Here is a 25385-nt window from a genome sequence, read left to right on the forward strand (position 1 = left end):
GATTCAGTTAAGACGGCAAAAGGCCATGAATAAATCATGGCCGAAAAATTTCTTCAATTTTTGATTGTATTAGTGGTGATGCCTCAATTATCCTTTCAGCAAAAAATGATTGGTTTAAGACATCGTTTACCTTTTGATGTGGTATCTGAGCCAGAATTAAAATCAACAGATAGACAATTATTCCAGCTTTAAATATCCCCAGCAAAAAACCAGCAACCCTATCTACCGGCTGCAGAAAAATAGCATCAACAATTTTTTTGAGAGTAATCCCTAGAACATGGATCACAATATTGACCACAATAAAGATTACTGCAAAAGAAATAAACTGCAGCAGTGAAGTAGATAAATCTAAATATGGTTCTAAAAACTGGGTAAAATAGACATACTGTCTGACTGCAACAAACAGGGCAGCCAGCAGTCCTAGTATTGTACTTGTTTGATCTATAAAACCTCTTCTAAAGCCATTATAAGCAAAAAAGAGTAAGAGAACTAAAATAATGATATCGAGGAAGTTAATGATATCCAATTAGTCTACCTCCTCAAGTAGATTAGTAAGCTCCTCATTTTCCTGACGCAGCTTTTTCAGCTCCTGATGAAGGCTCTGATTGGCTTCTTTAAGCCTTTCTTTTTCTTTGCTCAGATCAATACACTGTCCTCTAAGCTTAAAATATTCATCAGCCAGATTAATCATCATCAGATTTGAGAGGCGTCTAAAAGGAAGTTTGGGATAGGCGTTTCTAATCTCACGGCCAGTTTTTTCCACATGATCAGCCAGTTTTTGAATATAATCTTCACTGAAATCTCCTGTTACAGTAAAACTGTCTCCCAAAATATTCAGTTTGAACTTCTTTTTATTTTGATTTTTTTCTTCTATCATTAGCAACATCTCCAACTATAATAGTAGTCTACTTTATTATATTCATTACAAAAGTCGAAATTCCTGCCTAAAATTTTAATTTCCTCTAATTTCTGCGGAATATTCTTCTTTGAGATGTTTTACTATCTGATTAAAACGCTCATTTACCTCCTGATCGGTTAAAGTTCTATCCTCTGCCTGGAACTTTAATCCAAAAGCTGCACTCTTATAGCCCTCTTTAATCTGGTCTCCCTGATAAATATCAAACAGTTCTAAGTTTTTCAGCACAGCCCCACCAATCTCTTTGATTGCCTGATGGATTTCTCCAACCGCAATTTCTTCTTTAAGAACAACAGCTAAATCGCGTGCAAGCACCGGGTACTTAACCAATTTTTGGTAGCTGTAATTTTTGCCTGCAGTTACTTTAAATAAAAAGTCTAAATCTAATTCAAAGATGGTTGTACCTGCAGGAAGATCATTCTGATCTGCCAGCTCTGGATGAATTTCACCAATAAAGCCAAAAGTCTTTGTCTGATCGTATTTGATTTCAGCTCTGCGTCCCGGATGTAGAAAATCTCGGTTATCATTATCTGGCATAAACTGATAATTATCAAGTTGAATTCTTTCAAATAGCATCTCTAAAACTCCCTTGAGAGCAAAGAAGTTAGGAGCCCCCTGCTGCCAGATGTCATTATCTACTCCAAAAATTCCACCTCCGAGCATATTTAATTCTTGCGGTCTATTATTCCCACCTTTATTTCTAAAAACTGTACCTGTTTCAAAAATAGACATCTCTGATCCCTGACGACGAGCGTTGGAAGATAAAACATCAATTAGTCCAGGTACCAGACTGGTTCTTAAAATAGCAAAGGCTTCACTTAAAGGATTTTTAATGCTTACAAACTCAGCATAATCTTCAAACTGACAAAGATTTAAATCCTGATAACTTTTCTTAGCCTGCAGACTGTAGGTAATAACTTCATCTAAGCCACCTGCCTGCAGAAGTTCTTCTACTCTTTTTTCGAATTTCTGCTGGGGAGTTCTTTTTCCTCGCTGCTTGGAAATAGGTCTGGTCGAAGGTATTTTATTGTAACCGTAAACTCGAGCAATTTCTTCAACCAGGTCAGCTCCCTGTTCAACATCAGTTCTGTAAGAAGGTACAGTTACTTCAAACGTATCAGCTTTTTGAACAGCCTCTACTTCAAAGCCAAGGCGTTCCAGACTTTCTCTGACTTCTGCAGCTTCTAATTCAATACCTAAAAGTTCATTGACTCTTGTAGTCTCCAGCTCAATTACAGCTGGCTCATATTTTAGCGGATATTGATCAATAACTCCCGGCACAACTTTAGCTCCATCACACTTTGCCAGCATCTGGCAGGCGCGATTGTTTGCTTCAATTGCTTTTTCGATGTCTACACCTCTTTCAAAGCGGTGAGATGAATCAGAATGCATTCCCAGTTTTTTAGCAGTTTTACGAATACTAACCGGGTTAAAATAAGCTGACTCAATTAAAACATCTGTAGTCTCTTCAGTTACTTCAGTATTCGCTCCACCCATAACTCCACCAACTGCAACTGCTTTTTCTGGATCGGAAATCACCAGCATTTCATCGTCGAGAGCTCTTTCTTCCTCATCTAAAGTCATTATTGTTTCTCCAGCTTCAGCCCGGCGGACAATAATTTTCCCGTCCTTGATTTTATTATAATCAAATGTATGCAGAGGCTGGTTGTATTCCATTAAAACAAAGTTAGAAATATCAACCACATTATTAATTGGTCTGATTCCAGCTGCTTTAAGTCGGCGTTGAATCCACTCCGGTGATTCTTTAATTTCAACATTTTTAACCAGGCGAGCTGTATAACGAGGACATAAATCAGGGTCCTCTATTTCTACCTCAACATAATTATTAATATCTCCAAGCTCTTCTGCTTCCTCAAAAGAAATTGGAGGAGTATTTAAAGTTTTTTCCTGAGCATATAATGATTTAATCTCTCTTGCCACACCAATCATCCCTAAACAGCGAGCATAGTTTGGGGTTAAATCCAGCTTAAATACATAATCATCCAGCCTTTTATACTTAAGAAAACTTGCTCCCAGTGGTGCAGATTCGTCTAAAACCATAATCCCGGCTGCTCTTTCCTCCTGCAGTCCAAGTTCATCTCTGGAGCAGATCATGCCCTGAGAAAGCTGACCTCTAAGTTCCACTTCTTCAATTTTCATTCCGTTTGGTAGAGCTGCACCTACTTCTGCAAAAGGAACCATCTGACCTGCTTCAACATTTGGCGCTCCTGTGACAACAGGAATTGGCTCTTGATCTGCTGCAGTTTTCACCATACAGATTACAAGTTTATCTGCATCTGGATGAGCTTTTATTTCTTCAATCTCTGCAACTATAATATCTTCTAAACCTTCTCCTAAATACTCTACTCCTTCAACTTCCAGCCCTGCCATTGTTAGCTTCTCTGAAAGATCTGCTGGAGTAAAATTTATATCAATATATTTTTTTAACCAGTTATATGATATCTGCAAATTTATCATCCTTTCTCATTTCAATTTTTATCAGTTATATTTAGATAATTTAGCCCTTTTTTAATATTTATCTATTTTAGCTATTTACTTTTTATACCGCAATTAAAATTGATGTAAAAAGCGTTTATCATTTTCGTATAAAACTCTAATATCGTCGATTCCATATTTTAATAAAGCCAGGCGATCAAGTCCAACTCCAAAAGCAAAACCGCTGTAAACATCCTTATCATAACCAGACATTTCAAGCACATTTGGATGAACCATACCAGCTCCCATAATCTCTAACCATCCCGTATGTGAACAAAGTGGACAGCCTTCTCCTCCACAAACAATACAGGAAACATCTACTTCTGCACTTGGTTCTGTAAAAGGAAAATAGCTGGGGCGGAATCTAACATCTCGCTCTTTGCCAAAAAGAGCTTCTACAATTAGCTCAATTGTTCCTTTTAAGTCACTGAAAGCAATATCCTTGTCAATGACTAAGCCCTCTGTCTGATGAAAAATTGGCGAATGAGATGCATCCAGTTCATCAGAACGGTAAACTCTACCGGGAGCAATGATTCTAACAGGCGGCTCCTCTGCTTCCATAGTTCTAATCTGAACTGGTGAAGTATGGGTTCTTAGTAAATAATGGTCATCAATATAGAGTGTGTCCTGCAGATCGCGCGCCGGATGATGTGCCGGAATATTTAGAGCTTCAAAGTTATAATACTCGCTTTCCACCTCAGGCCCCTCTGCTATATCAAAACCCAAACCAATAAAAATATCTTCTATTTCTTTAGTTACTAAAGATAAAGGATGACTCCTACCTGCTTCTACCACAGCACCTGGTAAAGTAACATCAATTTTCTCTGCTTCAAAACGTTTTTGAGCAGCCTTTTTTTCCAGGCGTTCTTTATGCTCACCCAGCCAGCTCTGAATTTTACCTTTTAAAATATTAGCTTCTTTTCCAACTACCGGACGTTGATCAGCCTCAATTTTTCCCATCTTTGAAAAAACGGACTGGATTGCTCCTTTTTTCCCTAGGTACTTAATACGCATTTCTTCTAGTTGGTCAAGATCAGCAACCTCTTTTAATTCTGCTTCTGCTTCTTTTTCAATCTTCTTTAGATCATCTAATAGATCCAAAACTAACACCTCCATGTTATATGTATGTTATTAATATTTTTATATCCTAAACACAAAAAATCCCGCCCTAAAGGGACGAGATACCGTGTTACCACCCTGATTATCCCACAAAGATGTGGAATCACTTTTATTTGTTAACGAAAGCATTTGCTTCCGGAAAAACCTACTAATTTCAGTTCTCAGCTCTGGAGTGAACTTCACTAAGTTTAATAATTTAACTGCTTTCAGCTGCTGCAGTTAATCTCTGCTAAAATCTTGCTTAGCTACTTTCCCCTTCTCTGCCTTTAAATATTCGATTCTTAAACGATTATACCATAGAAAAAAATCTCAAACAAGCCTAAAATATAAAATTACTTATCCTGCTGCAGCTTTTGTGAAAGTATCTCAAAAGAAATTACTGATGCTGCAACTGCTGCATTAAGGGATTCTATTTCTCCTGCCAACGGAATCTTTATTTTAGCAGTAGCAGAATCCATTAATTTAGAATCCAGACCATTTGCTTCATTGCCGATCATTAAAATTAATTTATCCTGATAATGGTGTTCAAAATGATATTCTTCAGCCTTGATGTCAGCTGCCAGCAGCTCATAATCGGCTGCTTCTGCTGAAATTTCTGCCAGAAACTCTTTTTGACTCAGTTTCTGCCTGATAGCTATTGAAAAAATTCCACCCATAGTTGACCGGATAACTTTTTGATTATAGATATCTACAGAACCTTTAAGGGCAATTATACCATCAAAACCTGCCGCAACAGCTGTCCGAATCATGGTCCCCATATTACCAGGATCCTGGATTCTATCCAGAAGCAGTATTTTATCTGCCCGTCTGTAAAAATCATTACCTTTAAAAACAGATTCTTCAACAACAGCTAAAATCCCCTGGGGATTAACTGTGGAAGCTGTTGCTTTTAAAAGATCTGATTCCAAATAGACAAAATCTGCCTTTGATTTTAAATCAGCCAGCAGCTTATCATTTTCAGCTGATTTAAAAAAAGCAGGAGTGAGAAAGACCTGCTTAAAATCTGCTCCTCCTGCTAACGCAGCCTCAATAAGTCTTTTACCTTCTAGAATAAAGACACCTTCCTTACGTCTATTTCTACTCCGGTAAAGCTTATTTAGATATTTAACTTTATCATTTTGAGAACTGCTGATTATATTCATTTAATTAATTTCCTAACTGCTCTTTTGCTAGATCTACTAAGTCAGCAAAGCCGTCAGAATCATTAACTGCTAAATCAGCAAGCATTTTACGGTCAATTTCTACATCAGCCTGTCTTAAACCATTAATGAAACGGCTGTAAGAAAGACCTTCATTTCTTGCTGCTGCATTAATTCTAGTAATCCATAATCTTCTAAAATCTCTCTTTTTATTTCTTCTATCTCTATAAGCATAATGTAGAGACTTCATTACCGCCTGGTTTGCAGGACGATATAATTTACTGCGGGATCCAAAATATCCCTTAGCCATCTTTAAAACTTTTTTTCTACGCTTACGCGCCTTATTTCCTCTTTTTACACGTGGCATCTTAAATGACACTCCTTCCAAAAATTTAACATTTATTATTTTTTATCTTATTTTATTATTTATAGCTTTTAAAACTGCAATTTATCCATGTAATAACTGCTTGTAACGCTTTTGATATGATTTGCTTAATAATTTAGCTTTACGTAATTGTCTTTTTCTATTACCGGATTTCTTGGTTAAAATATGACTGTGAAATCCTTTGTGGTGCTTAAGCTTACCATTAGCTGTAGTCTTTACTCTTTTAGCAATACCCTTGTGTGTTTTTTGCTTTGGCATGATTTAACCTCCTAATACTGTAATAATTATAAAGATAAATAGCTGTAATTAATTAAAAATTTAGCTATCTAATTATTTACTGTTTGTCACTTTCTGGAGTTAGAAACATCATCATATTTCTACCTTCCATTTTAGGCTTACTCTCGACTTTACCAATATCTTTAGTCTGTTCAATTAAACGATCCATAAGATCATATCCCAATTCCTTATGCATCATTTCTCTTCCTCTAAAGCGGATTCTTACCTTAACTTTATCTTTATTGTTGAGGAATCTACGGGCCTGCTTTAATTTAACATTAAAGTCATGATCTTCAATTTTAACACCCATCTGAACTTCTTTAACGTTCATTACATTCTGGTTCTTTTTGGCTTCTTTTTCTTTCTTAGCCTGTTCGTACTTGTACTTACCGTAATCCATGATTCTACATACAGGTGGATTAGCCTGTGGAGCAACTTCTACTAAGTCCAAACCCTTTTCTGCTGCACTATCCAATGCTTCATTCAATGACTTGATCCCAATTTGCTCACCTTCTTGATCGATCAGACGAACCTCTTTTGCTCTAATACGATCATTAACTCTTAAATCATTAACGATATTTATGCACCTCCTGAGTGATATAAAAACGACAAATATACAAAAAACGAGTGGTAGAAACCACCCGTTAAATTCAATAATCAGCTAAAGATAGGCCATCTCTTAAGATAAGCCTACTATTCCCGCAGAAAGCCCAAAGCTTGCGAAAATACTGATATTAACCAGTTCTGACTGGTGAGAAACAGGTGTTTCTACTTTCTTTTCCTTAATTAGTATAGCACAGGGGCCTGACTCTGTCAAGAAAAAAATATTTGATTCCCGATTCTTTATCAGACTGCTGTAATTAAACTTTAAACTTATATTTGTTTTAAAAGCATATCCAAAATTTCATCAGCTGGATCTATAATTTTTTTAAAATCAGAATTGATTTCGGATTTTAAATATGGGAGATGGGTACAACCAAGCAAAAGCTGGTCTGCTCCCATTTTTTGAAAAGAGTCGATTAATTCTTTCAATCCATATTTATTATATATTTCTTGTGGCTCTATTTCTGCTTCAATTGCATTAATGATCGGCATTATTCCAGCAGTTATAAATTCTAGTTCAGGATTTTTTGCTCTAATTATTTTTTCTATATTTGTAGCACTCTGTGAATTTGCTGCTAAAACCCCAATTTTATTTACTTGAGAAATTTCAATTTTTTTATAAACATCTAAAGGTGTTAAAATAGGAAGTTTTGATTCCTGTATTAGTTTATTTGTTTCTAAAACACCACTCAATGAATTACAATAAATTATTACTGCATCAGCACCAAGAGATTTAAGCTTCAAAATTTTTTCTAAAGTTACAGTCTGAAGTTTCTTGGGATTTATATACTGCAATTTATTTTGCTCCTCTGAGCTTGCTGAAGTAGAAGCTGATAAAACCTCATATCCTTGAAGACTGTAATATTTATGACCCAGCATTGTATCATAGGGAGTACCTGCAATTACTGCTAATTTAATATCTTTCAAAAACTCAACCCCTTTCAAAAAATCAATTATACCCCGACCTAAAAACCGAGGTATAACTGAAAAACATCACTTAATAACTATAATCAATGAGCTGTTTATTTAAGCTGCAGATTAATATATAAGACGAGCATACTATTCTTGAATATCATCCTGACTGATTGTTTTAGCTTCAATTTCCTGTAAAATCTTACCCTTAAATTCGGAAAGTTTACTTGTTCCTAAATCACCTTCACGTCTATCACGCACAGAAACTGTTCCGTTTTCTTCTTCTCTACCACCTACAATTAACATGTAAGGAATCTGCTTCACCTGGGCATCTCTAATCTTATAACCAACCTGCTCAGAGCGGCTGTCAACTTCAACTCTAATCTCTTCATCACTTAAAGCTTCTTTAACTTTTAGTGCATAATCTATCTGATCATCAGAAACTGGAATAATTTCGACCTGTACCGGCGCAATCCAGGTTGGGAAGGCACCCGCAAAATGCTCAATTAAAATTCCAATAAAACGCTCAATACTACCATAGATTGCTCTATGAATCATTGCTGGACGGTGTTCTTCTCCATCCTGACCAATATAGCTGAGGTCAAATCTTTCTGGCATCTGGAAATCAAGCTGAATAGTTCCACACTGCCAGGTTCTGCCGATACTATCCTCTAAATGGAAATCAATTTTAGGACCATAAAAAGCTCCATCACCTTCGTTAATCTCATAATCTAAACTATTTCTTTCAATTGAGTTTTTAAGAGCTTTGATCGCTCTATCCCACTGCTCATCAGATCCCATAGCCTTTTCGGGCTTGGTGCTCAATTCAACCTTGTAGTTAAAACCAAAAGCGCTATATAATCTATCTACAAGTTTAATAACCCCACTAAGCTCATCTTCAATCTGATCCGGCAGACAGTAAATATGAGCATCATCCTGGGTAAAACTGCGGACTCTCATTAAACCATGAAGGGCACCTGACATTTCATGGCGGTGCACCAATCCTAATTCGGCCATCCTAATTGGAAGCTCACGGTAGCTGTGCATTGAATCTTTATAAACTAAAATTCCACCAGGACAGTTCATAGGCTTCACAGCATGTGCTTCTCCATCAATTTCGGTAAAGTACATATTGTCTTTGTAGTGATCCCAGTGACCTGACTGATGCCAGAGTGATTCATCCAGAATAATTGGTGTTTTAATTTCTTCATAACCAGCCTTGCGGTGCTCTTCTTTCCAAAAATCAACCAATTCGTTTCTTAAAGCCATTCCCTTTGGATGGAAGAATGGAAATCCCTTACCTTCGTCCTGAATACTGAAAAGATCTAATTCTTTACCTAATTTTCGGTGATCTCTTTTTTTAGCCTCTTCCATTCTATTAATATATTTTTCTAAATCTTTTTCGCTGGCAAATGCTGTTCCATAAATCCGCTGCAGCATCTCATTGTTTTCATCTCCCCGCCAGTAAGCCCCGGCTACATTCATCAGTTTAAATGCTTTAACATAGCCTGTTGATGGAAGGTGAGGTCCGCGGCATAAATCAACATAATCACCCTGGAAATAGAGGCTGATCATCTGATCATCTAACTCATTAATTAACTCCAACTTATATTTTTCATTTCTTTCTTCCATTAAAGCTATCGCTTCAGCTCTTGGCAGAACCTTTCTTTCAATTTCAATGTCTTCGTCAATAATTTTCTGCATTTCTGCTTCAATTTTCTCTAATGATTCCTCGTTAATTGTTTCATCTAAATTAAAATCATAATAAAAACCATCATCAATAGCAGGTCCAATTGCTACCTGAACATTATCATATAACCTCTTAACAGCCTGAGCCATTACATGAGAAGCAGTGTGTCTAAGAATTTCTAATGCTTCATCACTATCAATTGTAATGATTGAAAGCTCAATATCTTCTTCGATCGGATAATTAGCGTCTACCTCTTCCCCATCTACTACACCTGCAACTGCATCTCTACCTAAACCACTACCAATTGAATAAGCAACATCTTCAACTGTTGTTCCAGACTCATATTCTTTAACTGATCCATCTGGTAGTGTTACTTTTACTTTTTCCATTTAATTTCCTCCTCAAATTTTACTAATCCTTAATTCTAATGTAATAATCTTATATAAAATAAAAAAATCCCTCATCTCAGATTAGAGACGACGGATTCGCGGTTCCACTCTAGTTAATAATAATTAGAAGCATCATAAATATTATAACAGCTAAAATTATTATTCACTCAATAAGATAACGGTTTAACCGAATAGAAATACTTGATTCTTCCTATCAGCTCCAGGGTGGTTTTCAATTTAATGATCAGTTATGTGCTCTCAGCCGCCGGCACAATTCTCTTTTAACTGCCAAGTAAATCTACTCTTCCCTATCAAGGCTTTTATGATCTTTATTTTTTATCATTATATTCTTAATTACTCTAAAAGTCAAATATTTTTTACTTAAGTTTAGTAAGTTTTTTGACATAAAAAAAATCCAGAGCAGAAAACTACTCTGAAATATAATTTCTAATTAAACTGTATAACTTTTCAGTTCAGCATTAATTAACCAAAAAGTGGTGCCGGGGGTCGGGCTCGAACCGACACGGGAATAAATTCCCACCGGATTTTAAGTCCGATGCGTCTGCCAATTCCGCCACCCCGGCCTGTTATTAAAATGGTGTTGGTAAGTGGATTCGAACCACTGGCCTCTACGATGTCAACGTAGCGCTCTGACCAACTGAGCTATACCAACTTAAAAGATTAAGTCAGCATTTCCAAGTCTTACATTACAACTATTTATTTTCAGCAATATCTGATAATAAATAATAAAAGTTAAATATGTATAAAAGTGGTGCCGGGGGTCGGGCTCGAACCGACACGGGAATAAATTCCCACCGGATTTTAAGTCCGATGCGTCTGCCAATTCCGCCACCCCGGCCTGTAAAATATTTAACTTAGAACATTATGTATTATATCAATGAAAATTTAATTTGTAAAGTAAAATTGGAGGCGGCAGACGGATTTGAACCGACGAATAAAGGATTTGCAGTCCTAATTACCGTTTCCGCTTCGCTTTTTTCACTTGCGACATTTTGTATTATATCAACGGTTCATAGGGTTGTCAAGAAAAAATTAAAAAAAGTTTTATTGCGTATATATACCCTTTCCGAAAGAAAATGGCACTTTCCCGGCACTTAGCTTACCGGGAGTGCTTTTTTTGATTAGTTATACATAAAAAGAATTTTATAGATTAAATGTAATTATTTTAATCATCAATACTATTTTCAACAATCTGGATTTCTTCTTCAGTTAAATTAGATAATTTATAAACTATCTGATCTATTTCATTGTCAATTTTTTTAATCTCATTTTCTAAATTGATAATTTCATGCTGCAGGTTTTCCCATTCTTTAACCACTTTTTTAAATACATGGTATTTACTATAACCAGGAATTTAAATATGTAAGGTGTTCTTAATAATGTTACTACTATTTTTATTATCTATCTCCTTTAACTGATCAGAGCTTAGATTTTCTAGATAGTATTTTATATGCCGCCTTTTGTATTTATTATTTTAAAATTAATTTTTATATAATTATTTTTTCAATTTCTTCTTTTGACATAGGCTTATAAAAATAATAACCCTGAATATAATCACAATTTAAACTTTTTAATATTTCTAGATCTTCTTTAGTTTCTATACCTTCACCAACAACTTTTACATTAAAGCTATGTGATAAATTTATTACTGTTTCAACAAGAGTTTTTGTTTTCCAATTCGTAATATCAGAAAGAAATGATTTATCTAATTTTAAAATATCTACTGGGAATTTTCCGAAATAACTTAAAGAAGAATAACCAGTACCAAAATCATCTAACACCACTAAAAACCCTAAGTCTTTTAATTTATTCAAAGCTTTTTCACGGATATTAATAACTGCCCTTTCGGTTACCTCTATTTCAACTAAATTATTAGGTACATCATAAAGCTTTGATACCTCTTCAATTTGTTTTATTATATCTGGATCATTAAGTTCACATGAAGATAGATTAATGCAAATTTTAATTTCATCATTACCCATAGAAATCCATTCTTTCAAAGTTTCAAATGCTTTTTCTAGAACCCACACCCCTATTTTTTTGATATATCTACTATTTATTGCCATTGGAATGAATTCATTTGGAGATATCAAACCTTTTTTAGGGTGATACCATCTAAGAAGTGCTTCTACAGCAACAATTTTTTCATTAACACTATCTACTTTTGGTTGAAATTCAAGAAAAAATTCATTATTTGATATCGCTTTTTCTAAATCTTTTTTTAATGACTCATAATATAATTTTTTTAAAAATATATCTTCATTATAAATCTTATAATCATCATTATTCGAATCAACTAAAGACATTGCGTGATGAGCCTTAGATAATAAATCCTCAGCATTCTCAGCTTGTTCAGGATATATTGAAGCTCCAATATTTATCTTTAATAAATAATTATACCCAGAATTAGCAACAAATTTCTTGAGCTCATTTAAAAATTCATTTATTTTTTCTTCAATGCTTAGATAATTATTTATATTGTTTGCATCTATTGAAAATAATACTAAAAATTGGTTTCCTCTATATAATGAAACAATATCTATATCAAGAAAAGAATTATTTATTTTATCTGCTATTTCTCTTATAAAATTATTACTATTACTATATCCTAGTATATTTATTATTTCACTTAAATTTCTAATTCTTGCATATATAACAACTAATTTTTCATTTTCATTAATATTTTTTATTTTTTCTATTAGATGTTGATGAAAGTAATTTTCATTTGTTAATCCTGTCAAATAATCATAATAAGCAAGATAATAGAGTTTCTCTTCAGTTTCATTATCAATTTTAAATCTTTTATTCATTTAAATCACTTCCTAAAAATAATAAAATACTAGTCATGACTAAAATTAATTTCACGTATTAAGAGATCAACACATTTCAATAAAACTATCAGCTAACTCTGAATCAAATAACTACTAAACTATTTTTTTATTCCGGATAATCCTTCTTTTTTGAACTTATTATATTATAGCACCTATCTTTAATCATAATATCATAAAAAGATAAAATAGTAATAATGCATACCAAATATTACATAAAAAATAAATGTTTATGGCTGCTTATAAAAGTATTCAAAACTATAGGTATGTTACGATTAATAAAAAATATTATAGAGTTACTACTTTTATTTATCTATACTTTATTTAGTCCTTTTGAGAACAAAACATCTAATCGTTTTTGCTATATTATCTTTTGGATTAAGTATTTTAAAATTTCCCCAAAAGATTTTGAATTTGTTTCTACAACAATAATTGTAATATATTATCATCTTTTCTCAAAACTTTTTCATTAATTTAATAATTCAATAAAAATAAAAAAAGTCCTTTATTAATTAAAAAGATCAACTAAATTAATAAAGTTGATCTTAAAAATAATTTATTCCTCTTAATTATTTAATAAATAATTTCAATTGCTTTTTTAAAGAAATAATTTTTAATAGGGTTTTGAAAATATAAAGCTGATAGAATTGGAATAGAGGATATTATAATTATTATAATTTTAAATATTTTTTTCTTCAGACTAGAATATCCATCTTTTTTAGAAATGTCCTGAATAATTTTTACAATATAACTTAAATAAGTTATAGAAATCATCATTAAAAAATTATAATAAATAAATCTTAAAACAAAATCTAAAAAAGATTTTTGTACAGGTAAAAACATAATTATAAAGTAAATTATATAATAGTAACTTCCCTCAAAGATAATATTTTTCCATATATTGTTTTCTCTAAATTTAGCATATTTCTCTTCTAGTTTAACTTCTTCAACACTCTTTTTTAATTCTAAAACAATTAATTTTTGATTAAAAAAATCTCTAGTTATTTTCTTTGGGTCTTTTAAAAAATTTTCATTTAATTCTTCTAAACTTAAATCACTCTTTTCTATTTTATTATAAGTCTCATTCAATTCTTCAAGATATCTTAATTTTATTTTTTCTTTATTAATTTCTTTGAAATTTTTTTCCTTTTCCTTATCTATACTATTATATAAATCTACAATTGTTTTTTTAGTGAAATAATATAAAACTAAAGTAAAAAAATACATTGAAACAGAAAATATAGTCACTATTAAAAAAGACTTTGCTAATATTAATTCAAAAAATAAATCTTTAAAATAAGTTAGGTAAACTATAAAACCTAATACAAATACAGCGATAAATATTGTACCAAAGAAATAAAAATTCTTAACCTGTTTCTTATGTACATTCATTTCAAAAATTTTATAATCCATTAAATCTCATCTCCATCAAAACTAATAACTTAATATTACTTAAATTTATTTTTATATAAAAACAAAAAAATCATTCATTATTAAAAAATATAATATATTATTTTATTGTTTCATCATATAAATTTGTAATTTTAGTATCTCCATTTAATACTATTTGTTTTTGATTATTAAATTCATTTACCTGTACTTTGTCAAATCTATACCACACGTCTTCTTTAACAATTGGAGAATTAGAGTTTTCCCACGATACAAATAACAAAGTGTTTTGGTAATTATCTTCTAAAACTCCAGCCTGTCTTTGGCTTTCATGATTATTTTTAAAAAGTTTTCTAACCTTAGCAGTAAAACTTATAGAAGAACCTACTTCACTAATGTTATTAAAAGTTTTTTCAATTTCAAGAAAATCTCTAATCTCTTCAATAAAAGGAGACTCATTATCTTTTTGAGTAAGAATATGAAGATCATTTTCGGCCCTTGTTATCGCTACATAAAAAAGTCTTCTTTCTTCCTCTATACTACCTATATCAACTTTTTGAACAGGCTCTATAAGTTCATCTACTCTATTTTGCACCGGGAAACTATAGCAATCATTGCTTGTAACATGTAAAACTATTATATGTTTTGCTTCTCTCCCTTTTGACTGATGAACAGAATAGACTGATACAGCGTTCTCAGGTTCCGAATTAGAATCTTCAGGGTTAAAATAATTATTCTTGCCACGATAAGCAATATTATTACTTTTTAGTTTTTTCTTTACATTTCTTATATATGGAGAACCATCATCATATCTACATAAAACCATAATGTCATCTGGAGCATTATCATTATCAATAATATTTTTTATAAGCTTTACTGTGTAGTTAGCTATATATTTATCATAAGATCCACTATTTGGGTCCAATATATGTAAATAAGGGGTTGTATCCCTTCCACTTTTCGCTTCCACTTTTTTAGATATTTGATGCTCATTATTATTAATTAGTTGGTTTCCAGCATCAAGAACTGTTTTAGGACATCTGAAATTTTCTGTTAAATAAGTTTTTGCTGACTCATCAAAATAATTATTAAAATCAATAAAAAATTTAGGTTCTGACCCTTGGAAAGAATAAATACTCTGCCAATCATCTCCTACACAAAATAATTTCACCTTAGAATCCTTTTCAAAAAATTGTTTTATAATATTAATGTGACTCTCAGCTACATCCTGAAATTCATCAACTAACATATGATCATACATTGAATAATACTTTTCAGGATCTTCTTTTAATATTTCATATGCCTTATATATCATATCATTAAAATCAATTTGATTATTTTCTTCTAATTTTTGATTATAATTTTTATAAATGACTGCTGCAGACATACCAAAATAATATTGACGTTTGTTATTTTTATTTAATCTAGGCTTAATATTATTAGGCGCAATATTAAATGTTTTTGCATTACTAATAAAATCCATAAAACTATCTATGATATTTGACTTAGAATGCTCAAAAACTTCATCTATATAGTCATTAAATTTCATTTTATTTAAATTCACTTTATTGAGAGTAAGTTTTGTATATAATTTTTTTTCAAGTATACCATCATGATAATTATAATCAAATGTCTCAATAAGATTCTTATCATGTTTTTTAAATTGTTCTCTAGCCCATTTTATCTTATCTTGATATTGTTCAGTTGTCCATTCAAACCAAGCTGGAACTTCACCTTCCTTATTTACTCCAAGGTGTTCTATATAAATATCATAATCTGGAATATAAAAATCTGGCTGATATACTCTTTTTTCTTCATGCTTATCTGCCCAACTAGCGGTTTTTTCATACTGATAATCTATGTCATGAAGCAAAAGAAAGTCTGCTATAGCTTTTTCCGCTCTTGACTTGACTTCTTCTCCTTTAAGTGTATGGTACTTTTTGTTTTTCATTTCGGCAACATATTCTGATTTATCTTCAAAATCTTCTTCTGTAATATAATCTACTTCATCATATTTTAAAAATTGATAATAATTATATAAAAAAGGATTATCATCTTCTTTAAGAAATCTTTTTAATATATTTTCAATAATATTCTTAATCTCATTATCTCCAACAACTGATAATTTCTGCTTAGAATTATTTTGAACAATTTTATAAGCAAATGAATGTATTGTACTCACTTTTACATCAGTAATATTAAAATTTTCTTTAAGCCTTATTTTCATTTCTTTAGAGGCCTCTTTTGTATAAGTAAGCGCAACTATTCTATTTGGAGCAACACCTTTATCTACTAAATATTTAATCCTATATGTAAGAACTAGTGTCTTACCGGTACCAGCTGCAGCAATAACTTGATTATAATTATCATTTTTTATAATGGCTTCGCATTGTCTACGATTTAAATCTAGTCCAGACCCTCCAACATCAGTAAATAAATAGCTAAATTCCTCTATTTCTTTATCTATGAATTTTTTATTATAATTATTTAATAGATCCATTAATTCATTAATTTTTTCTGAATATTTATCTATTGTAGACTCGTTATTTTTAATAGAATTCTTTATTTTTTCAAAACTTGTCTTAATTTTATCTAATTCACTTTTTAAATTTTTTTCTTTTGATTTAGTTAGGTAATCATTATAATTATGTAAATGCTTTACTGAAGAATAAAAATTATTATATTCTTCAATAAAATTATTTAGATTTATAAGATAACTAATTTTTTCTTCCAATAATCTCTCATAATCATCAAGATTATTTTTAAAAGAATTAATTTTGCTTATTTCATCTTCTTTTAAATACTCATTTGACTCTTCTTTTTTAAATGAGTCAAATAAATCATTTCGTTCTTTAATTAATTTATCAACATTCTTTTTATACTTACTAGGACTTTTTATTTGTACATCTAAAATTTTATTTATTTTGTTTTTGACTTTATTATCTATTGATTCCATACTAGAAATAAATTCTTCAAATGTTTCTTTAGTTTCTTTTCGTTTTTTCTGGTGTTGACTAACGCGAGAATCTATAAAATTAGTAATAATATTATTTTTTGATATATGTTTAATTGTACTATTGATTTTTTTAGCATAGTTAATCTTCTTTTCAATATCTTCAAATGACATATTTCAATTCCCCTAATTTAAATATATATTTTTTTAATGAAAATAATTTTATATATCCCAGTATTACCTAATATCTCTACAAACAAGTAAGTAATACTCGGATATATCGATTATTTATCTGAAATTTTCCCCTGACAAATACTACAAATAGTTCTACCCTCGAATTCAAATGTTTCATCCATACTTCCGCAAAAAATACAGGCAGGCTCATATTTACTTAAAATAATTTCATCACCATCAACAAAAATCTCCATCGGATCTTTTTTGTTAATATTCATTGTTTTACGCAGCTCAATTGGAATAACCATCCTACCCAAGTCGTCGATTTTTCGGACAATACCTGTTGATTTCATTAATAATCGTCTCCTTTTTTGTATTATTGTGAATATTTTACCATAATTTTTCTTTAAAAGCAAAAAGAAAACCAGCGCTAAGGCTGGTTGTTAACTTAATTATTTTGACTTTTAAAAAAAGAATTAATATTCATTGGTGGCATTTGAACAGGGCCGACCTGCATTTCTAAAGTAATATGACTTATAATGCTTCTTATATAAGGAAATAAAATAGATAACGTATTTCTTGTTATTATCTCCCTATGTTTTTCATTATCTTCATCAAAATTAGATAAACTAAACATTCCATTAATTCTCAATTTTATAAAGAATGGCTTATTATTTTCAATATAATCTTCATCAAATATATAACAAGTTACTATCCTTTTAAAATTATCGTCTTTTCTCTCAATTCCAAATTCAAAATCAAAATTCACTTCTATTTGTTCATCATTTTTTTTAGTAAAATCTTCATTCTTTTTATAAATAAACTCATCAATATAGTAGTTTTTAAATTCTAATATACTTCTATTTTTTTTCATGCTGCTAATAACTCCACTTCATATTCTTCATCAATATCATTTATTGTTAAACTAAAATTGTTCAGATCTGAATCAAAGGTAAATTCTTTGTCAATAAATTCGCTAAGATCAATTTCAGAGCTACAATAATCTAATTCATGGCTTGAGACATCTTCAACTGTAATCCCTACTTTTTCTAAATCCTTTTTTAATTCATCTCTCGTTACATTTTTTAAATAACTATCCATTTTTTCTTTCAATTCTTCAAGATTGACCATCAAATCATCTCTTCTATCTAAATCTTCAAGTCGCATCTTCGACCCTCCCTTTTTTTACTTCCTCTAAAGAATCTTTATTTATTAATTCTTTAGCAGATACAGAAATTATTGTACAGTTAGGTATACGAGAATTTAATCTTGTAATTCTTTCTTCTGTAAATTTTATATATACATCTGCTATTACTATATCTATATCATATTTTTCTTTTAAATGCTCAATAACTTTAAAATCATTTAATTCACTTCTGTACTCCTTCATTTCTATTTCTTTCTTTAAATCTTCTTTATATTTATTTAAAAGTTCTATAGTTTCAGGATTTCTTAAATTTAATACACTGTTTTTATAGATTAAAATATCATTTTTTAATATAGAATAAAAAGAGTATGTATATCTTTTATTATCATTATCCCAACTTTCTGCTATAGCCCATTTTTCAGCTAAATCAATACATGATTGACCATAACCATTAATAAAGAAATATACTCCATTGCCAATCCAATGACCTTTATCTTCTCTTATCCTATAATTATTTATTTTTATGCTTTCAACATTCTGGCTAGCAGTTCCATGATAACCGGTTATTGCATCTGGCATATCTACACCCTTCTATTTTCTTAATTAATAAAGTATGTAATAAGAACTTAATTCTATATAAAAATTTTTAAAACTATTATTTTTTATTAATAATAAGATTATTTGCTGGATATTTTTTATATCTCTTTATATTTCATTAATACCTATTATAACTAAATTTCGCTATTGAGTCAAAAAATCCTTTTTTCTAGAGATAATTTTTTTAATAAATAAAATTTAACATTATCATAACATTAAATTACTAATTAATTCTTTTGACACAGCACCTAACTTAGCAATATTTTTTATAGCAATAAGTGTTTCATTTTCATTAAAATTTTTTACTATTTGTTTCCATAAACTATCATTTTTTATTTCTTCTAGAAAATCATATCCTAAATTTGTGAGTGGACCAACCGAAAAATAATATATCTTATTATCTGCCCGCATTGGTTTATAATATTGAATTAAACTTGCTTCTTCCAATAATCGACAATGTTCAGCAATCACTTGAGAATCATAACCGTTTATTTTTATTTCTCCAATTGATCCAGCTCCTGGTTTATAATCCCCTTCAATTTTAAATAATATTTTTCTAAATAATTGTATTTCTCTTTTCATTATATCACCTTTATTTTATTATTCCGTATATAGTTAACACTATTAACCTAAATCTGTTGATATTATAATTCTTCTTAATTCATTAGTAAATTTCTGTAATTCTCCTATCTTAAATTTTATACTAAATTTATCCAGATCATTAAAAATTATATCCATATTATTATTAATAACAAAATCACCATGACTTAATGAGTTTCTCAGTTTTCTTATAATGAATTTTAAATTTATTTCACTTGAATCTTTTTCATCTCGATATTCTAATATATCAAAGTTTCCCCATTTATCATTATTAATATTACTTATTTTAATTTTAGGTATATCTTCCCAGAAAATTTCTTTTGGATAAATTAAAATTCCATATAAATGAGTAATAATAACCCCTTGATTAAAAAGAGAATAATTATCTTTTTGATCCCATCCAACTGATTTTTGCCAATCCTCAAAAAAATCCTTAATTGTCTTTTCTGGATTTTGATCAATTTCAACAATAAAACTTCCTAAAAAGTTAAGATTTAATGACACTTGTTTAATGATAGTTTTTTCATTTTTCTTTTTCATTAAAAATCATCCTTTTATTTATAAATAGAATTTTGTATATTATATCTATTTAAACAAAAAAAATTGAATTCCTCCATAAATAACAAAAAACCTCCAGAGCTTTCGCCCCAGAGGTTAAATAATAGTCTATTTATCTGTCCTCAATGGTTTCTGTAGCTCCTTTCCTATCCCTTCCAGCATCTTCCCTGCAATTGGCTCAATATCATGTCCTGGTATTTCTTTTTTAGCCTGGTCAGCTAAATATTTATAAAGCTGATCATCAAGTTCTGTTTCATCCATAATAAAATTAGCAGCTTCAAATCCTAAATTCTTAAGATCCATTTTGCCACCTCCTTTCTCAAAGAGGATTAACCCCCACTTAATAGCTTCATTAAGCAACAGTTCTTTCATATTATCTGGCATGCCTAACTCTTTGTATTTCCAGATTAAAAACTTCCAGTACCGATTTTCATTGATATATTCTTTATCCAACTCTTTTTCATAATCTTTTAAGATTTCATTAGCTGCAGCAATATTTTCATCAATTGAAGGTTGCTCAGGGATTAGATCACTATTATCTCTACTTATTGATAACTTCATTTTCTTATCTCCACTATCATAATTAAGAACTTTCTTTGAGATAATCTTCAACACCTTTTGCAACTGCTTCCATAAGCAAATAAAGATATTCTCTTTCATTAAGAAGTTTTTCCTCTCTCAAATTAGTTATAAAACCCATTTCTACAAAGATTGCTGGCATATCTGTCTTACGCAACACCCAGAGCTTTTCTCTTCCTTTAATACCTCTATTAGGAGTATCAGTAACATCAATCAATCTTGTTTGTACTAGCCCAGCCAGCCTTTTACCTTTTCTGCTTGTAAACCTCATAGAACTATAATAGAGAGTTTCTATACCAGCTGCAGTGGAGTTAGAAGCTGCGTTAGCATGTAGAGAAATCACTAAATCAACATCATTTTCATTGGCCATATCAACACGGTCATATAGACTCACATAAATATCTTCAGTTCTGGCCATTAGAACTTCATGCCCTTTTTGCTCTAACATCGGCTGCAAAATTAATGCTGCAGCTAAATTAATATCACTTTCTTCAGAATAAATATCATCTTGATATATTCCATCGTTTTCTTCTAATTCAATTGGATCAACTGCACCTGGATCACTTCCACCATGTCCAGCAAACACTGCAATTTTCATTATTTTAGCTCCTCTCCAAACTTTTTTTCCTTAGTTTGCAACAATTTATTCCTTAAAAAATCAGGTATAGTTATACCAAGCTCATCACAGTTTTCTAAAATAGAGATAGCCTCTGTAGCTCCAGCCCATAACAATACAAAATCTCTCATTCCTGTCATCCCAAGTTGAGTAACTAAATTACCTAATAAAATAACAATCACATAAGTAGATATTTTACCCCAACCTTTTCTAGACATCCAACTAGATAATTCTCCCTTTCTGCCAGCCTTTATAAGTCCTGTAATATAATCTGCAGCAATAAGTATTAAAAAGCTCTGCATAGAAACGTTCATATCGCCGAATAGCATTGTTATTACAGTTCCCCCAGATGCAAGAAAGCCTTTTGTAGTTGGATGCTCAATCAGTCTTTGAATATAATGGTGTACTTCTGTAATAAATAATCTCCATTTACCTCTCAAATTTACCACCTCAAATAAAAAAAACCACCTGTTAAGGTGGCTGAATAGTATATTTTATTTATAATCTTCCGCTTATTGAATCTTTATCTGATTTTAGCTTTCCTATTAATGTTTCAAATTCTTTACCTAAAGTTAAAGTGTATTTTTTACCTTCATTAACTGTGTGTTCTTCTTTAACCTCTATTATTCTAGTCATAGCTCTAAAAACACCTGGGTATTCAACAACTACAATATCACCTAAATTAAAATCAATCATATAATTATAAGGACCGTATTGGTTATATTCAACCTCAATAGAAGCGTTATTATTCACAGTTAACTCTAATCTTGACTTCATTAAACTTTCCCACTTATCAAATGGAAAGTTGTTTTCAAAATTCTCAAAATTAAAGTCATTTGTCAGCAACATTATCAGTAAATCTTTAACTTCTCTTTCGGCCCAATCTTCATAAGCTCTAAAAGGTTCACCAGTTAATAATCTCGCAACTAGTTTGGCGACATCAAAGTCCCAAGAATTTATTTCATCAACAGTTACTATATCAAGCTTATCTTGAATAATCTGTTCAATTTCTTCTCTGCTGTAATTGTTTATTAAATCAATTTCAGTATAACTAGTTATATGTGAAGCTATTTTAATTAATTCTTCTAAAGTCATGGTTCCAAACTGAAGAGTGCTAGGTTTTTTAAACTCATCCCATATAAACTCTTTAAACTCTTCGCTGTTCCACTCTTCCAGCTCCATTTCATCAAACTTTAATTCAGCTCTATCAAATAATTCTTGCTCTGTCTCTAAATCGCGTGCATCAATAAACAATTCTCCTAAGTCTAAATCTGACATTGGTTGTGACTCGTCTTTTCCAACAAGCTGTTCTCCGCCGTAAAAAGTAAATATTTCACTTTTACCTGTAGTACTTAATTCAGTATTTACCTCAATCGCTGCTCTAACCTTATATTCAGTTCTCTTTCCTAAAGGAATAATTTCATCATCCCAAGTCAGTGACAGCATTAAACTAGAAGTATAAAGTACAGTTTCATTAGCAACAGTAAAATTTTTAGCAGTAGAACCAAGTACACCGCGTGTTACTTCTTTTAGAGTAGTACCCTCTATTAAAGAATAACTAATTTTCTCTACCTTTTCACCATCAGTAATTTCTAAATACTTTACTTCTTCACTTCCTAACTGCCATTCTGCAGGAATACTTTCTACAAAAATTTCAGTATCTTCTGGAGCAATATCCTGTGTGGTTTTCACAGAAGTAACCTCCGTAGTTTTCACAGGTAATCTAACTGGAAATGTGTCCTTTGCCCCAAAATCATCAAATGTACTAGAAGTTGGTATATATTCAAAAAATCCTTTTATACCATAATTCCAAAGAGCTTCTTCATAAGGTCCAGTCCTTAACAATGTTCCAGAGACAAAAGCTCCATTATCAATTCTTGAAACCATATTAGTTCTAATGATAGGAAACCATGGGTCTAAAGATTGAGCGAAAGCAGAAATACTTTCCAGATTAACTTCAAGAGAAGTAGCCATTGGCATAACATTTAGCTCTAGTACACCTTCAAAACTAATAAACATTGGTGTTATAACATTTAAAAATGGATAACCATTATTAAATGATTGTAAAATTGACCAGTGATTATAAGCTGTATCATCAAAAATCCAATCCTCATAAGTTGTTTCAAAATCAGCTGGATAAGTCATTTCTTCAGTGGTTCTACCTTTTTGCCATTCTTTGATATCAGTAAGTTCGTGTTCAGCAAGTAACTCAATATTATAATAACAATTATCACCCGTATTAAGATAACTTCCAAAAAAGGGTTTATATTCTACAACTATAGGACTTATAACAATATCTGAAAAAATGTTTTCTAGATTAAGCACAGAATAACTTTTGTTAATATGATAACCTGTACCAATAGCTAAGCCAGCTATTGCTTCGGTATCTTGAATATTATTAATTGTCCCTATAAAATAGCTATTATCTATTAGTACATCTGCATCATGAAAACTACCTCCTACTAACCCTCCAGCAACAGAGTTAGTATTAATCTCTCCTATGAAAGAGCAATTTACAACACTTACTCCATAAGACATAATATATCATCTCCAATAACATTATTAAAAGTTTTTCCATTGAGCATTGTTTACTTTTCCTATTAACCCACCTATGCCTATGAAATCAGTAATCATCTCGCTCCAGTCGTGATTGCCTTGTCCTATTATTTCACAATTTACAGCCTTAATATTAATAAGGTTAGTAGGATAAATTGGTATATAATTCCCACCTTCTCGATAAATTACACTATTAATAAACACGCCTATATCGCTAAAACCAATAATACGGCCATTTTCAATAGTTAAATCTCTAATAGTTCCTCCGCGGTAATTGTTAACTAAACCACTATAACTATAATCTCCAGTAACGGTAATTTTATGTCCATTCCCATATAAATTAAATGATATTGCGTTTTCATAACCGGAAACAAAGTCATATACAAGAGAAGGTCTAATAACTGAATTCCACTTCTCACTAATACCTGGCAACTGTTCTATTTCTAAATTGTTTGCTATTTTAAAGGTTCCTGCATTACCATATGAAATATTACTTAAATCTTTTTCGGTTCTAATTATGGTATTAATAGGATTACCTACTTTCGAAGAAAAATTTAAAAGTCCTAAATCATTAACACCCCACCAAAGCTGTGTTCGAGAAAAATGTATAACTGGTTCATCTATATATTCATATCCTGGAAAAGCTCCTCTCATGCCACTTATAATAGTAGGATAAGGTAAATGTGTTAAATAACCTTCGTCCCAATCTTCTAAAAATGTAATATTTGGAATATCTAAACCATACTCATGTACAATAAAGTCAAAATCAGCTACGTTATTCCTGGTAGTATTGCCAACTATATGATTTTCTATAGTATTATTATATCCTATAATTCCACCACCAGATTGATCAATCTTATCACCACTAAACTCTTCATCACTTCCAGGTGTTATGTCTCTAATACTACTTTCCATTAAGCCTTGTAATAAACTTCTATTAAAACCACGTCTACTACAAGGATAAACTCTAGCTTTTAAACTCATAGGAGGTGTATCAGTTAAAGCTACTACAAAAACATAATTAAATTCTACGCCTTCTATGGAAGGTTCTGGTTCATCACTCCACCAATCAACCACAAAGCTACCACCATGGAATGAGATAGCAGAAGAAAATTCATAGGGTAAATCTCTAAACACTAACCAATTTTCAAGAATTTCATACTTTGTTTCTGCTCCATCTTCTTCAGATGCATCAATCCATTCCTGAAGTGTTTTTGATTCACCATTACAGTCGAAGGTTTCATAAGAAGCGACAAAACTATATTGTCGTGTATATCTCGTTCTTGATATAACTTCTTCTCCAGCTTCATTTTCAGTAGTATCATGATACCAAACTTCTTTGTCATGAACTTCAGCTATTTCGTTCCTTTCTATAACTATTTCTGGTTCGTACTGATTAATAAAATCTTCATAACCATACTCCCAATTTGGATATTTCACTA

The 25385-nt window shown here is 31.0% G+C and carries 25 protein-coding genes, 3 tRNA genes and 2 other annotated features; all 28 genes read right to left on the reverse strand.

The features are described 5' to 3' along the window. Positions 1-34: 34 nt before the first annotated feature. Complete coding sequence (locus tag ACZ446_RS08160) at positions 35-526, reverse strand: CvpA family protein (RefSeq protein ID WP_464392087.1); 492 nt, start codon at positions 524-526, stop codon at positions 35-37. Continuing rightward, a complete protein-coding gene (locus ACZ446_RS08165; RefSeq protein ID WP_464392088.1) occupies positions 527-877 on the reverse strand; it encodes a cell division protein ZapA in 351 nt (116 codons plus the stop codon). A gap of 75 nt (positions 878-952) precedes the next feature. Beyond that, positions 953-3385, reverse strand: coding sequence for a phenylalanine--tRNA ligase subunit beta (pheT, locus tag ACZ446_RS08170; RefSeq protein WP_464392089.1), 2433 nt, complete (start codon positions 3383-3385; stop codon positions 953-955). Positions 3386-3487: 102 nt separating this feature from the next. Continuing rightward, positions 3488-4513 (reverse strand): phenylalanine--tRNA ligase subunit alpha, encoded by a 1026-nt coding sequence (gene pheS, locus ACZ446_RS08175; protein WP_464392090.1) that lies wholly within the window; start codon positions 4511-4513, stop codon positions 3488-3490. 68 nt (positions 4514-4581) lie between these two features. Beyond that, positions 4582-4801 (reverse strand) — a binding site (T-box leader). A gap of 62 nt (positions 4802-4863) precedes the next feature. Then, positions 4864-5673: a TrmH family RNA methyltransferase gene (locus ACZ446_RS08180; protein WP_464392091.1), complete on the reverse strand. Its 810-nt coding sequence runs from the start codon at positions 5671-5673 to the stop codon at positions 4864-4866. 4 nt (positions 5674-5677) lie between these two features. Beyond that, a complete protein-coding gene (gene rplT / locus ACZ446_RS08185) occupies positions 5678-6037 on the reverse strand; it encodes a 50S ribosomal protein L20 (RefSeq protein ID WP_464392092.1) in 360 nt (119 codons plus the stop codon). Positions 6038-6118: 81 nt separating this feature from the next. Then, a complete protein-coding gene (rpmI, locus tag ACZ446_RS08190) occupies positions 6119-6313 on the reverse strand; it encodes a 50S ribosomal protein L35 (protein WP_089722673.1) in 195 nt (64 codons plus the stop codon). A 76-nt stretch (positions 6314-6389) separates the two neighbouring features. Next, positions 6390-6947, reverse strand: coding sequence for a translation initiation factor IF-3 (gene infC, locus ACZ446_RS08195; protein ID WP_464394387.1), 558 nt, complete (start codon positions 6945-6947; stop codon positions 6390-6392). A gap of 257 nt (positions 6948-7204) precedes the next feature. Further along, positions 7205-7861, reverse strand: a complete 657-nt coding sequence (locus ACZ446_RS08200; protein WP_464392093.1) for an aspartate/glutamate racemase family protein — start codon at positions 7859-7861, stop codon at positions 7205-7207. A gap of 132 nt (positions 7862-7993) precedes the next feature. Further along, a complete protein-coding gene (gene thrS, locus ACZ446_RS08205) occupies positions 7994-9925 on the reverse strand; it encodes a threonine--tRNA ligase (RefSeq protein WP_464392094.1) in 1932 nt (643 codons plus the stop codon). An 80-nt stretch (positions 9926-10005) separates the two neighbouring features. Further along, positions 10006-10249 (reverse strand) — a binding site (T-box leader). A 171-nt stretch (positions 10250-10420) separates the two neighbouring features. Continuing rightward, positions 10421-10509 (reverse strand) — tRNA-Leu (locus ACZ446_RS08210). A gap of 12 nt (positions 10510-10521) precedes the next feature. After that, a tRNA-Val gene (locus ACZ446_RS08215) sits at positions 10522-10598 on the reverse strand. A gap of 97 nt (positions 10599-10695) precedes the next feature. Beyond that, a tRNA-Leu gene (locus tag ACZ446_RS08220) sits at positions 10696-10784 on the reverse strand. Between the two features lie 327 nt (positions 10785-11111). Further along, positions 11112-11264 carry a hypothetical protein gene (locus tag ACZ446_RS08225; RefSeq protein ID WP_464392095.1) on the reverse strand — a complete coding sequence of 51 codons (153 nt, stop codon included), beginning with the start codon at positions 11262-11264 and terminating at the stop codon, positions 11112-11114. Positions 11265-11433: 169 nt separating this feature from the next. Continuing rightward, positions 11434-12756 (reverse strand): putative bifunctional diguanylate cyclase/phosphodiesterase, encoded by a 1323-nt coding sequence (locus ACZ446_RS08230; protein ID WP_464392096.1) that lies wholly within the window; start codon positions 12754-12756, stop codon positions 11434-11436. A 591-nt stretch (positions 12757-13347) separates the two neighbouring features. Continuing rightward, entirely contained in the window at positions 13348-14187 is an 840-nt protein-coding gene (locus tag ACZ446_RS08235; RefSeq protein ID WP_464392097.1) for a hypothetical protein, read from the reverse strand. A gap of 97 nt (positions 14188-14284) precedes the next feature. Continuing rightward, a complete protein-coding gene (locus ACZ446_RS08240; RefSeq protein ID WP_464392098.1) occupies positions 14285-17290 on the reverse strand; it encodes a UvrD-helicase domain-containing protein in 3006 nt (1001 codons plus the stop codon). Between the two features lie 110 nt (positions 17291-17400). After that, positions 17401-17643 (reverse strand): AbrB/MazE/SpoVT family DNA-binding domain-containing protein, encoded by a 243-nt coding sequence (locus ACZ446_RS08245; RefSeq protein ID WP_464392099.1) that lies wholly within the window; start codon positions 17641-17643, stop codon positions 17401-17403. 95 nt (positions 17644-17738) lie between these two features. Then, positions 17739-18164, reverse strand: coding sequence for a protein-export chaperone SecB (locus ACZ446_RS08250; RefSeq protein WP_464392100.1), 426 nt, complete (start codon positions 18162-18164; stop codon positions 17739-17741). After that, entirely contained in the window at positions 18161-18457 is a 297-nt protein-coding gene (locus ACZ446_RS08255) for a hypothetical protein (protein ID WP_464392101.1), read from the reverse strand. The genes ACZ446_RS08250 and ACZ446_RS08255 overlap by 4 nt, the downstream gene beginning before the upstream one ends. After that, positions 18447-19016 (reverse strand): hypothetical protein, encoded by a 570-nt coding sequence (locus ACZ446_RS08260; protein WP_464392102.1) that lies wholly within the window; start codon positions 19014-19016, stop codon positions 18447-18449. Before ACZ446_RS08260 ends, ACZ446_RS08255 begins: the two co-directional genes overlap by 11 nt. A gap of 225 nt (positions 19017-19241) precedes the next feature. Beyond that, entirely contained in the window at positions 19242-19616 is a 375-nt protein-coding gene (locus ACZ446_RS08265; protein ID WP_464392103.1) for a DUF2513 domain-containing protein, read from the reverse strand. Positions 19617-19658: 42 nt separating this feature from the next. Further along, complete coding sequence (locus ACZ446_RS08270; protein WP_464392104.1) at positions 19659-20174, reverse strand: HEPN family nuclease; 516 nt, start codon at positions 20172-20174, stop codon at positions 19659-19661. A 126-nt stretch (positions 20175-20300) separates the two neighbouring features. Then, complete coding sequence (locus ACZ446_RS08275; protein WP_464392105.1) at positions 20301-20753, reverse strand: hypothetical protein; 453 nt, start codon at positions 20751-20753, stop codon at positions 20301-20303. A 22-nt stretch (positions 20754-20775) separates the two neighbouring features. Beyond that, the gene (locus ACZ446_RS08280; RefSeq protein WP_464392106.1) at positions 20776-21369 is read right to left on the reverse strand and encodes an N-acetylmuramoyl-L-alanine amidase family protein; all 594 of its coding nucleotides are present in this window, start codon (positions 21367-21369) and stop codon (positions 20776-20778) included. Then, positions 21369-21827 (reverse strand): phage holin family protein, encoded by a 459-nt coding sequence (locus ACZ446_RS08285; protein WP_464392107.1) that lies wholly within the window; start codon positions 21825-21827, stop codon positions 21369-21371. Before ACZ446_RS08285 ends, ACZ446_RS08280 begins: the two co-directional genes overlap by 1 nt. Positions 21828-21885: 58 nt before the next feature. Continuing rightward, positions 21886-23925 (reverse strand): hypothetical protein, encoded by a 2040-nt coding sequence (locus ACZ446_RS08290; RefSeq protein ID WP_464392108.1) that lies wholly within the window; start codon positions 23923-23925, stop codon positions 21886-21888. Positions 23926-23949: 24 nt separating this feature from the next. Then, on the reverse strand, positions 23950-25383 hold the full coding sequence (locus ACZ446_RS08295; RefSeq protein WP_464392109.1) for a hypothetical protein: 1434 nt from the start codon (positions 25381-25383) through the stop codon (positions 23950-23952). Positions 25384-25385 lie beyond the last annotated feature (2 nt).

The organism is Halanaerobium sehlinense (assembly GCF_055379485.1).